Below are 12,003 nucleotides of genomic sequence, written 5' to 3' on the forward strand. Positions count from 1 at the left end.
TTCTATAAGTTCGGTACTTTTATGCTACCACCAACCCAACAACTGAAAGATACGGTTTTACCGGCCATACCAGAGTTGAAGATATCTGTTTTAGAAGGTGCTTTTGCAGCATAACTAGCAGCAGACTGATTAGCCGCTCCTTTTACCGCTGGATCTACACGACCAGCTTGACGGGCCATATCCGCAGCCTTCCAGTAAATAGCTCTTTTCTCAAACGGAGTACTACCACAATCGTTAGCACTTGTTGCGTAAAGGCTAGCTATTAACAAATATGCTTTACCGTTGGCTTTATTGGCATTGATAGCCATTTGAGCATACTTTCTAGCTGTAGACTTGCTACCTTTTCTTTTGTTGATTACCGCTACTTTATAAGCGATATCAGATTTTTTATAAGGATCGGTCTCCAAAGTCATAGCCTTATCAAAATCTGCAAGGGCTCCTTTAGAATCTCCATTTTTCATTTTTAATGTACCACCATATACGTAAGCACTAGCAGATGGGTCTAAGGCCAATTGAGCTTCAAACAACTTTTGGAACAAAGGATCATCCGTACATTCTTTGTTGAACATTCTTCCTACCGCTCTTTTTACCCATGTAACATCTCCTTTTTTCTCTTCAAAACTCTTTTCGTATAAAGGAATAAGGTTATCACAATCTGCCAAAGCACCAAGCTTAGAATCTACACTACCGGCAATTTTACCGTAAGATTCCGAGTTAGTAGTCGCAATTTTCAAGCTTCTTTTCTCTTTAGAAGTAATAGTTCCCGTAGAATCTTTAGGAAGCAACTTGGTAATTACACCTGTAAGTTTTTTGTTCTCTTCCTCTATTTTATCGTTTACGTTATCGTAAACATCAAAAACCTCTTGCAAGTCTTTTTTACCATCTTTGTGCAAGTCTACCAAACTTGAAAAGTACAAGTACAAGGCTTTTGGATTCTTAAAGTTTTTAGGATCTTTCTCAAAAGCTTCCCCTAACAACTTGTACAACTCATCATCAGAAGCCATTTTGTTATCGTACAAAAACAAAGCTTTATCAATACCTACTACACCTGGAGAGTATTTTGCAGGAAAGTACTTGGCACTGTTATCGTACAAAGCCAACATATCCTTTACGTACCCATCTTTTTCAGCACCAGATGACTTTTCTATTTTATCGGCCAATATTTTTTCGCCGTAAATAAAGTTAGCACGGTTAATATCAGGGCAATTATCATAGACCATTTTCCAAGGAGTATAAGCCGCCTCATAATTTTTCACCTTTGCATGCTCAACATATATAGATAAGTTGGTCATACATTCTTGATTTTGAGCCTGGGCATTACTTACTCCCATAAACCCTAAAAGCATAATCGCCGTGAAGTAAAGTTTTGTTTTCATTTTTAAATTTTTACTTGTTTTTCAAATTACAAATTGCCAGTCAAATTCATGGTTAGTGCCCAGAGTTATTATGGCTCATTTTTTATGTTCTAATTTTTGGAGGGGTAATGTACTAATTTTTCACCAAGAGGTCTAAAGTAAATTTAGAAAATGCCATTTTGAGATTTTTTTTGCGAATTTACCCAATCATTCTCTAATTAACCCAATAAACCCTAACGAAATCTCAAGCATTTTACAATCTTAGTTTATCTTTCTCTTTCTAAACCATTGATCGTTTAAAGACAATCCTAGGTTGACTTTAAAATAACTCTCCTCAATTAGATTTGCTGCGGTAGTTCCTCTTTTTCCGTATTCAAAACCTAAGTTAAGATTGGAAAGATTGTTACCCAACGGTAAACCCAACCCAAAAGTTATGCCAAAATCATTTATATCTTTTTCATTAACGTACATTCCGGTCTTCTCAAGACGTACACCAGCCCTGTAAGTAACCCTTTTTAAATAGCTTCCAAAAGAATTTCTTTCCGGAGTATAAAAACCTCCCAATGCAAATGTGCTGGCGTCTTTGTATACTAAATTATCTATCTCCAAAAAGGCGTTGGAAAAATCAGTTAGCTTCTGAAAGCTATATTCCAGCCCCAAAAACCATTGCATATTTTTTCCGTAACCCAAGCCCAATGTAGTTGTGGTAGGTATGGTTACCCCAGTTTCTTTTAAGCCTTGAGAGTACAAATCAACTTCATTTACGAAACTTTCCGAGGACGGGCTTCCTATAAAAGAACCTATTCTCTGCGTATTTCTGGCCGAAAGATTGGCCTGTGTATTTATGCGTACCGATGTATACAAGGTGTGTTCATCATCCATTGCCGGTGTATAGCTAAGAGCATAATTCAAATCTACACCGTTAATCCTAGAAACCCGCTCATCTTTTGAACCCAACAAAACACCTTCCGTGCTTTGCACTTTAAGGGTTTCTATTCTCCCAAAATTATAGTTCAGGGTTACACCAAAACTGAAATCCTTTGCAAATTCATAACCAACGGATACATAAGCCTTGTTAACACCGCCTTCACCGGAGTACTGATTTATTTCTTGAGACCCTTCTGCCCCGACCAAATCTTCAAAATTATAACCTACCGAAGAATAAGGCACGATACCAAAACCAACTCCCAAGCCTTTTTTAATACTTAACCCAATAGACAAATAATCTAAATTGGTAACCGCCGTACTCTGCTGTTCGGTAAAGCTTTTTAAAGTAGTCTGTTTGTAAGATAGCCCCGCGGTATATGTGGTTATACCAAAATCATCCCTTCCTTGAATACCCAATTTACTATACGCGGCAGGGTTTCTAAGGTTAACATGAATACTATCGGCATACATACCTATGCCACCCATCATCTGGTTTTCTACGGTAGAACCGCTTCTTAACTCTCCTAAACCAAAATATGAATATGGGGAAACCGAACCATCTTGAGCGTACATGCCTGTTGTAAAAAGGCAAATTATGGCAAAACCTATTTTTCTGATCATTAGCGTTTGTTGTATTCCAACAGATAATTTAATCCCTTAAGGAGAAATTTGGAGTCCGCAAATATGGTATTTTTTAACCGTTTAGACAAAAATAGCATGTCACCGCCTGTTAAAATAACTGTTAAATCTGCAAAACGAGATTTGTATTGGTCTATTACACCGTCTATTTCTTGGCAAATACCGTTTACTACACCACTGTGAATACTGGTTTCGGTAGAGTTTCCAATGTAATCTATAAATTCTTTTGGCTTCAATAGCGGCAATTTTGAAGTTTGTTCGTGCAATGCCTTATATCTCATGTGCAACCCTGGGGAAATGGCCCCTCCCAAATACTCTCCGTAATCGTTCACCATGTCATAGGTAACGCATGTACCGGCGTCTATGACCAGACTGTTCCCTTTTGGATTATGATAAAATGCCGCTGTTGCCAGCGCTATACGATCAACACCTAAGGATTGTGGAGTGGCGTATGAATTCTTAAAAGGGGTTTTACTGGACGGTGTTAGTTCATGAACTTCGCAAAAAACGGTAAGCACTGACATGACTTTTCGGTCCAAATTTCCAACAGAAGCTATTATTCCACTTTTTATTTTAGGATAATGGTCACAAATTTCCTTTAGTTCCCGAGCTACATTTTCAACCTCGGAATTTTGCCGAAATATAAGGGTATCTCCCTCATACACGGCTAGTTTCACACAAGTATTACCGGCATCTATTACTAAGTTCATAGATACAAAGATCAAAAAATGTTACCTAACATTCATCTTTTTTTCAAAATTTGTTTGCATATCGCAAATTTGAAATTATATTTGCACCCGCAAACGGGCATGGTGCCTTAGCTCAGTTGGTAGAGCAATGGACTGAAAATCCATGTGTCCCTGGTTCGATTCCTGGAGGCACCACAAAAAATCCTTACTTCGGTAAGGATTTTTTTGTTTTTGGACTTATCTTGCAAAAAACTACTGTTTTGACTGTAATAGATACCAACACCCCTCTAGAGGAACTACAGAATTATCTACTATCCAAAGAGTGGTTAGACCCCTCAGAAAAAATCATTTCCGTAGAAAAGCCCGGAGACGGCAACATGAACGTGGTACTGCGCATCACAACCGATCAACGTTCGTTTATCTTAAAGCAATCACGGCCCTACGTACAGAAATACCAACAGATCAAAGCACCTCTAGATCGTATTTTTGTAGAAAAAAAATTCTATCAAGCGGTTAGGGACAATGCCGTTCATGCCCACGTACCCAATATCATTGGTTTTGATTCTAACGAGCATTTATTACTGCTTGAGGATTTAGGTCATTGCGAGGATATGGTCTACATCTACCAAAAACAGGCTATCTCAAACAGGCAGTTAGACCGTCTTATTTTTATTCTAGGGCTCATTCACAGAAAAAAGGTATCCAGTGATTTTCCACAGAACCTAGAAATGCGCCAACTGAACCATCAACATATTTTTGAACTTCCATTTTTAGAGGATAACGGATTTCCATTGGACGATATACAACCTGGACTCCAAGAGCTTTCGCTTCAATACAAGAAAGACAAGAAAATAAAAAAGGTTGTAAAAAAGGTGGGGAAGAAATATCTATCACCCGGCACCACCCTTCTTCATGGCGATTATTATCCAGGAAGCTGGATGACCGAATCTGAGAACCTGTACATTATAGACCCGGAATTTGGTTTTGTAGGTTTCCCTGAATTTGATTTAGGTGTCATGGCCGCACATATTATCATGGCTACTGGCAAAAAGGGCTACCTAAAACGTATTCATGCCGCCTATGATGGAGAGGCCGATCTGGAATTAATGTCCCAAGTGGCCGGTATAGAGATTATTAGAAGGCTAATAGGACTGGCACAATTGCCCCTAGAACGCAGTTTAAAAGAAAAAAGCAAACTTCTGAAAAAAGCACGCAAACTCATTTTGTCTCCATGAAAAGACTTCTATTTTGGACGCTAACAGTTTTATTCATTGGCTGCAAAGAAAAACCATCTCCATTAGAAATCCCCGCTCCAATTGGCCAATCATATACCTTGGACACCCTAGACCTTTCAGAAAAAAACTATTACGATAAAGTTTTAGGTGCTCTGGTTGGATCTGCTATTGGCGATGCCATGGGCGCCTCTACCGAAATGTGGTCTCGAAAAGACATTCAACTTAAATACGGCTACATTACGACCCTCACTCCCGCCGTACGACAACAATCACCAGAAGGCACGTGGGACCATAATTTAATTGCCGGCGCCACAACGGACGATACACGTTGGAAGTATGCCATGGTCAAATACCTATCGCTAAACAAAGAAAACCTTAGTGCTACCAATTTTGCCAATTTTATAACGGACTATTATGCATCGCTTACAAAGACCATTAGTGACAATGGTGCCGTACCGGAAACCGATTTCCTGGATACCCAGATTGAAAAAATAGACTGGATCAAGGAATGGGCACGTGTAAGCATGGCTTATCAAGAAGATACCGAAGCCTACCTAAAAGCTATGAACCGTTTTTACGGTGGTGAAATGTCTTGTGCCGGGCAACTGTACACCCCAATGTTCGGGCTTATAAGCAATAATCCTGAAGATGCTTACAACCTTGCCTATGAACATACTTTGTTTGACTTGGGGTATGCCAAGGACATATCCGCTTTGGTTTCAGCAATGACACATATGGCACTCCGGACCACCAATATGGATTCCATAATCAACACCGCCACCTTTATAGACCCGCTAGGCTACCAAGATAGCAGACTAGTAGGCCGTATTTCATATAACATGGCAGATGCTTCCGTAAAAAAAGTCCTAGCCATAAAACAACTTGTATTAGCCGATACCTTAACCGCAAAAGACAGCATTCTCTTTAAAATACCTGAGGGATTTAATAGGCTCCAAAAGGAATGGACCCGCCAAGAACTGGCCTATCAATTTTTGGAGGAAAATGAAAAGGCTATTCCCTTTCACTCTGGAGAAATCTGGCAAATTTTGATTACCGCTTTACAATATGGCGAAGGCGATTTTGAAAAAACCCTTCAATTTATAGTGAACTATGGCCGGGACAATGACACCGTTGCCGCAGTAGCCGGGATGATTCTGGGTGCCAAAGAAGGTTACTCCAACCTACCCGTAACCCTACGTACCCAAGCCCTTAAAGTTAACAAAGAAAATATGGGCATAGACCTTGAGGCCTTGGCGCTTGAAATGGTAGAGAAAAAGCACATTAACTTCCCCAACCCTTAGTTTTTAGTTAACAAAACCCGTTCTTTTTAGTGGTATATTTGTAATTGCACCACAAGCATTACTTTCATGAAAACATGGCTAAGCACTATACTCTTTCTTTGGGCTGTTTCGATTTCCTTTTCCCAAAGTAAAATCGATAAAACCCTAAAAAAGCTTAATACAGGATCCGTAGACTACATTCATGTTGAACAACTTGAAAACGCCACAAACCCCATTTTTATTGATGCTCGAGAGAAGACTGAATACGAAGTAAGCCACTTAAAAGATGCCATTTGGGTGGGATATGATACGTTTCAGTTGGACTCCGTTACTTCACATCTACAAAATAAAAACAAGGAAATAGTCGTTTACTGTTCCATTGGGGTACGATCGGAAGATATTGGAGAAAAGTTGAAAAAAGCTGGGTATACCAATGTAAAAAATCTATATGGAGGCATTTTTGAATGGAAAAACAAAGGCTATCCGGTTTATGATTCTATTGGAAACCCCACCGAAAATGTCCACGCCTTTAACAAACATTGGGGCAAACTACTAAATGCAGGAGAGAAAGTTTACGACAAATAAAACGTCTAATGGGTTCTAGAAATTTCAACACATTACAAACCATTAAAATCTTTCGCATTTGAGTATTATATCGCCCCAAGAAAAACAAAAAGACGCCGCTACGGTAAACTATACCAATATAGCATCAAAAAACCTTCTGCTCATTTTTACACGAAACCCGCAATTGTGCAAATGTAAAACTAGATTGGCAGCTACGGTCGGAAATGAAACAGCTTTGGACATTTACAAGTTTTTACTGAACCACACGGTAAACATTACCAAAGACTTAAATGCCGCAAAACAAGTTTGGTATTCCGAAGAAATTTGGGCAGATGATATTTGGAGCCCTAGTATATTTGACAAAAGATTGCAGCAAGGCAATGATTTGGGCATTCGTATGGCCAAGGCCTTTCAAGATGGTTTTGCTTCTGGCTTTGAACGTATTATCATTATAGGAAGCGATATGTACGACCTTGACCAAAATGATATACAGAATGCTTTTTCCCAGTTAAAGAAAAACGATTTTGTAGTTGGGCCTGCCGAAGATGGCGGCTATTACCTTCTAGGAATGAATTCCTTTAAATCAGAGCTTTTCTCCAATAAAGATTGGGGCAAGGAAACCGTTTTAGCCAGCACCTTGGAAAATCTTAAAAACGAAAAATATCATATTTTAGAAGCACGTAACGATGTGGACGTTTATGAAGATATTAAAGACATAAATGCCTTTAAGCCCTATTTAAAACATATTAAAACATGATACAAAAACAATTAAACGAATCTGTTGCTTATTTACAGAGCAAAGGATTTGACAATCCGGAAATTGGTATTGTACTGGGTACCGGCCTTGGTAAATTGGCCGATCAAATAGAAGACCCTATTGAGGCGCATTACAACCATATTCCTTTCTTTCCCCTGGCCACCGTAGAATTTCACTCCGGAAAGCTTATTTACGGTACCCTGGAAGGGAAAAAGGCAGTGGTCATGCAAGGGCGGTTTCACTTGTACGAAGGGTATGATTTTTTAGATATTACCTACCCCATTCGTGTTATGCACCAGCTGGGCATTAAAAAATTGTTTATTTCCAATGCTGCAGGAGCCATCAATCTGGACTATAAAGAAGGCGACTTAATGCTTATTGAGGATCATATTAACCTTCAAGGCGGATCTCCTTTGGCATTTAAAGGTGTTGGGAAGTTTGGTGACCGTTTTACGGACATGTCCGAACCCTATGACATACCAATGCGCCAAACCCTGACTAAAATCGCAGAGAAAGAAGATATAACACTTCATAAGGGCGTATATGTTTCGGTGGTGGGACCACAACTGGAGACCAAGGCAGAATACCGGATGCTTAAAATTATTGGCGCAGATGCCGTGGGCATGAGTACAGTGCCCGAAGTTATTGTTGCCAACCATTTAAGCCTGCCCATTATTGCTGTTTCTGTTATTACGGATGAGTGCAACCCGGACAATCTTAAACCCGCGGACATACAACGTATCCTTAAAACGGCCGAAGCGGCAGAGCCCAAAATGGTAAAGCTATTCAGGGAGCTGATAAAAACCCTATAGACTATACTTCTAGGTCGAAAAAAAGAAACCAATAAGCTCCTATATGTAAGTTTTTGCATCTAGGAGCTACTTATTGAGAAACCTTAGAAGCATGCAATTTAAACTAATGGCTAAAATGGCAGTGTTATCAATTTTCTCCTTTGCCGGACTTTTTTCTTTTTTTGGAGGGAGAGAAATGCCTCAACACCATTTTTCCGGTAACGAACAGAGCAAAACTTTAGACCACTCCACTTGGAACACCCTTTTAAAGAAACATGTAGATCTTACGGGAAATGTAGACTATAAAGCTTTTAAGGCAGACCAAGCCACATTAACCGCTTATCTAGATTATTTGGCGCATTCGGTTCCTTCCGAAAATTGGGCCAAAGAAGAGGGGCTGGCTTATTACATCAACCTTTATAATGCCGCTACGGTACAGTTAATTCTGAACAACTACCCTACCAAAAGTATAAAAGACATAAAAGACCCGTGGGGAAAAGAATGGGTGAAAATTGGTGATGAAAGCTATTCTCTTGGCGATATTGAGCATAAAATACTTCGTAAAATGGATGAGCCCAGAATTCACTTTGCCATTAACTGCGCTTCTTTCTCATGTCCAAAATTGCTTACCGAGGCCTATACAGCCCAAAAACTTGAGAACCAACTTCAGCAGGCGTCAAAAGACTTTGTAAACGACCCTACAAGAAATATCATCTCAAAAGAAAAGCTACAGCTTTCCAACATCTTTAAGTGGTACAAAAAAGATTTTACCGAAAACGGGAACCTTATCGACTATATCAAAAACTATAGCCATACAGACATAGACCAAAAAGCCAACATAAAATACCTTACCTACGATTGGAGTTTGAATGAAAAAAAATAGACTTCAAATAAGCATTATTATTCCGGTATTGAACGAAGCTAATGGCATTGTCCAAATGCTCAATCACCTAACCGAGAATAGCTCCTCTAACAACATCAAAGAAATATTGATAGTAGACGGGGGAAGCACGGACCCTACTGTTGCCCTGGCAGAGCGTAATGGCGCTAGAGTTATAACCTCCGCAAAAGGAAGGGCCAAACAATTAAATTATGGTGCCAAACACGCTTATGGGGACATACTTTACTTTTTACACGCCGATACGTTCCCCCCAAAGGATTTTGATGTTTCAATACTAAATGCCATAGCGGACGGTTACAAAACGGGGTGTTTTCAAATGAAGTTTGACAGTGACAGTAAATTCTTGAACTTCTTTGCCTGGTTTACCCGTGTTAACCACAAATTATGTAGAGGTGGAGACCAATCTTTATTCATTACAAAATCCCTTTTCACCAATTCGGGTGGGTTTAATGAGGCGTATGTAGTCTATGAGGACAATGAATTTATAGGTCGCTTATACAAAAGTGCATTCTTTAAAATTTTGCCCCGCCACGTAAAGACCTCAGCAAGAAGATACGAAGAAAGAGGCATGCTCAGGCTACAGTATCATTTTGGAATGATGCATTTAAAAAACTACTTGGGTGCCGGACCAGAGCAACTGTACGACTATTACAAAAGAAAAATTTCGATTTAGCGGATAGGGCCTATTTCCCCTAACTCATGATCCAGAAGAATTCCTTCACTTATCCATTTGGCCAAAGCCTGACGGTTTTCAGGGTCCAATATACGCCTCTGATCTTTCTTGTTTCTAATGTTCCCCACCTCTATAAAAGTCATTGCCGGGTGTGTTTTCTTTACTAAATACAAAGAAGTCCGGTCTTGAAAAGTTCCCGAATAAGTGCGGTTAGGCTGATATTTTTTATATTTTTTCTGAAAAGTCTTATGGATACTTTCCGCCAATTTTTTACCGTTCTTGCTCTTTTCATGATGGTAGAAAAACACGTCTATATTCTGCCCCACGCTACGGCTGTCTATATGGGTAACTATAAGGCGTTGGTATTTACCCCTATTTTGTCTGTATAAATCGTTTACGATATTTACCCGTTGTTTTAAACGGGCCACCTGGTTCAAAGGAATGGTTTTATTAGGGTAGGCCACTTCATCATGATCTATTTCCAGAACACGTTCATCCCTGATCCCATCGTTTTCATCCCTAATAATAATATAGACCGTAGCTCCGTGAGACAATAGTTCTTTGGCCAAACGCAACGTTATGTCATATGCATACTCATCTTCAGCAATAGATTTACCACCATAAGTTGCCATTGCTCCAGGGTCTGGTCCACCATGACCAGAAACCAAATAATAGACTGCCCCCTTCAACTTTTCGGTCTTAGGCAGTACCGTTTCATGGTCTTTACCAAAGATGGCGTAATTCTTACCTTCTATCTTTTTAATTTCCTTAGTCTTTCTTTGAATGGAATCTACAACATCAACCGTATCCAAGTCCGCAGAAGGTATTTTGTAAGTTCTACCCGCATACAAATGAACACTGTCTCTAAGGTTTTCAATATTCATTGAGATAAAATCATCATAATGATCATATGGGTTTACCCCTTGTTTTCTTAATAAGGAAAGTATACCATCGCCTTTTTCGGCAACAACCGTCTGTATCGTATCCTGAGCGAAAGACGACATTGTAAAACCTACGGCAACCAGAAATACCGCTACTTTTAAGCGAGAAGAAAAACTATAAACCATTAAACAAACTGTATCAAAAACCAACATGTATCTATTTCACCAAGAAAGTGGTTCTTTCTCTAAAAATCAAAAACAATGCCTAAAATTATTGGAATGCGGTACAAAATTAAAGAACCAAGGGATAAAACAAGAAGGCTTTAAAGAATTTAGTTAACCATTTCTTCAACAGTACACCTTTTCTTCTTTTTTTAGGTAAGTTGACTTTGACGATAAATTTTAGGAGACTGACCTATGTGCCTTTTGAAATACTTTACAAAATAAGAAGCATCCTCAAACCCCAAACGAAACGCTATTTCATTAATCTGCAATGTAGTAAACCGCACCAGTCTTTTGGCCTCCAATATAGTTCTTTCGGCAATGACTTGAGATGGCGACCTCCCTACTACCGCATTTGTTAAAGTAGCTAATGTTTTGGACGAAATATTTAAAATACGTGCATATTCAACCACTGAAAGTCCCTCTTTAAAATTAGCCTCCACCAACTCCTTAAAATCGAAAAACTGCCGTTCATAAAGACTATTAAGCTGTATGAGATTTTGAGCGTCCTCTTGGTGAAAACGTTCTAGCTGTATCAAAAAAGCCTTCAGTAAAAAACGGATACTGTCTTCGTAACCAAAACGATTTCGATCCTGTAATTCAGTTTTAATGAGAGAAATATAGGTTGAAGCCAGGGTTACGGTATCGCCCTCAATAGTATAGCAAGGTTTTTCCAACATATGGAATATGTTGAATTTAAGAAACATGTCCACATCTGTATGCTTAAAAAAACTTTCATTAAAATGAATAAGCCAACCTTGAACTTCTTCATTTTCATCAAAAGCATGTACTTGGTCCTTAGTTACAAAGAGCAGGGTATTCTTTTTAATGGCATACCGCTTAAAATCTACCACATGCGTGCCTCCTTCATTAAAAAACCAGATAATCTGATAATAGCTATGGGAATGGGGTATAGCGGCCAAATCGCCACTTTTTTTCCTATATGTATTTAAATCGTACAACTCAAATTGAAGCTTACGCGGATGCATTTTATGCAGATGGTACTGTTCAATTTTTGTTTTCGAACGTTGCATTGATTGGGGTTGGTACTGGTTTACGAATCCTTGGTCGCAAAAGAAACAGAACACT

At 39.1% G+C, this 12,003-nt stretch carries 12 protein-coding genes and 1 tRNA gene; 8 read left to right on the plus strand and 5 right to left on the minus strand.

All coding sequences use genetic code 11. The features are described 5' to 3' along the window. Positions 1 to 2: 2 nt before the first annotated feature. The 3 genes from Q4597_RS00695 to Q4597_RS00705 form a co-directional block, all read right to left on the minus strand. Entirely contained in the window at positions 3 to 1,376 is a 1,374-nt protein-coding gene (locus Q4597_RS00695) for a hypothetical protein (RefSeq protein WP_246560284.1), read from the minus strand. A gap of 240 nt (positions 1,377 to 1,616) precedes the next feature. Continuing rightward, on the minus strand, positions 1,617 to 2,903 hold the full coding sequence (locus Q4597_RS00700) for a hypothetical protein (protein ID WP_303404376.1): 1,287 nt from the start codon (positions 2,901 to 2,903) through the stop codon (positions 1,617 to 1,619). Then, positions 2,903 to 3,631 carry a type III pantothenate kinase gene (locus Q4597_RS00705; RefSeq protein ID WP_303404377.1) on the minus strand — a complete coding sequence of 243 codons (729 nt, stop codon included), beginning with the start codon at positions 3,629 to 3,631 and terminating at the stop codon, positions 2,903 to 2,905. The genes Q4597_RS00700 and Q4597_RS00705 overlap by 1 nt, the downstream gene beginning before the upstream one ends. A 101-nt stretch (positions 3,632 to 3,732) precedes the next feature. Here Q4597_RS00705 and Q4597_RS00710 point away from each other — a divergent pair. From Q4597_RS00710 to Q4597_RS00745, 8 genes are all read left to right on the plus strand, one after another. Beyond that, positions 3,733 to 3,805, plus strand: a tRNA-Phe gene (locus Q4597_RS00710). A 65-nt stretch (positions 3,806 to 3,870) separates the two neighbouring features. Continuing rightward, the gene (locus tag Q4597_RS00715) at positions 3,871 to 4,845 is read left to right on the plus strand and encodes a phosphotransferase (protein WP_303404378.1); all 975 of its coding nucleotides are present in this window, start codon (positions 3,871 to 3,873) and stop codon (positions 4,843 to 4,845) included. Continuing rightward, entirely contained in the window at positions 4,842 to 6,146 is a 1,305-nt protein-coding gene (locus Q4597_RS00720; protein WP_303404379.1) for an ADP-ribosylglycohydrolase family protein, read from the plus strand. Before Q4597_RS00715 ends, Q4597_RS00720 begins: the two co-directional genes overlap by 4 nt. A gap of 66 nt (positions 6,147 to 6,212) precedes the next feature. Further along, positions 6,213 to 6,710: a rhodanese-like domain-containing protein gene (locus Q4597_RS00725; RefSeq protein ID WP_215913820.1), complete on the plus strand. Its 498-nt coding sequence runs from the start codon at positions 6,213 to 6,215 to the stop codon at positions 6,708 to 6,710. Between the two features lie 58 nt (positions 6,711 to 6,768). After that, a complete protein-coding gene (locus Q4597_RS00730) occupies positions 6,769 to 7,446 on the plus strand; it encodes a TIGR04282 family arsenosugar biosynthesis glycosyltransferase (protein ID WP_368506669.1) in 678 nt (225 codons plus the stop codon). Beyond that, positions 7,443 to 8,258, plus strand: a complete 816-nt coding sequence (locus tag Q4597_RS00735) for a purine-nucleoside phosphorylase (RefSeq protein ID WP_215437836.1) — start codon at positions 7,443 to 7,445, stop codon at positions 8,256 to 8,258. The genes Q4597_RS00730 and Q4597_RS00735 overlap by 4 nt, the downstream gene beginning before the upstream one ends. A 115-nt stretch (positions 8,259 to 8,373) precedes the next feature. Beyond that, positions 8,374 to 9,120, plus strand: a complete 747-nt coding sequence (locus Q4597_RS00740) for a DUF547 domain-containing protein (RefSeq protein WP_246560275.1) — start codon at positions 8,374 to 8,376, stop codon at positions 9,118 to 9,120. Next, positions 9,107 to 9,811, plus strand: a complete 705-nt coding sequence (locus Q4597_RS00745) for a TIGR04283 family arsenosugar biosynthesis glycosyltransferase (protein WP_303404380.1) — start codon at positions 9,107 to 9,109, stop codon at positions 9,809 to 9,811. The genes Q4597_RS00740 and Q4597_RS00745 overlap by 14 nt, the downstream gene beginning before the upstream one ends. On the opposite strand, the gene Q4597_RS00750 is transcribed toward Q4597_RS00745, so the two are convergent. Together Q4597_RS00750 and Q4597_RS00755 are read right to left on the minus strand one after the other, a co-directional pair. Beyond that, positions 9,808 to 10,878, minus strand: a complete 1,071-nt coding sequence (locus Q4597_RS00750; RefSeq protein ID WP_303404381.1) for an N-acetylmuramoyl-L-alanine amidase — start codon at positions 10,876 to 10,878, stop codon at positions 9,808 to 9,810. The genes Q4597_RS00745 and Q4597_RS00750 overlap by 4 nt on opposite strands. Before the next feature lie 188 nt (positions 10,879 to 11,066). Further along, positions 11,067 to 11,948, minus strand: a complete 882-nt coding sequence (locus Q4597_RS00755; protein WP_303404382.1) for an AraC family transcriptional regulator — start codon at positions 11,946 to 11,948, stop codon at positions 11,067 to 11,069. Positions 11,949 to 12,003 lie beyond the last annotated feature (55 nt).

The sequence above is a fragment of the Zobellia sp. 1_MG-2023 genome, from assembly GCF_030549125.1.
GTDB classification, from domain to species: Bacteria; Bacteroidota; Bacteroidia; order Flavobacteriales; family Flavobacteriaceae; genus Zobellia; species Zobellia russellii.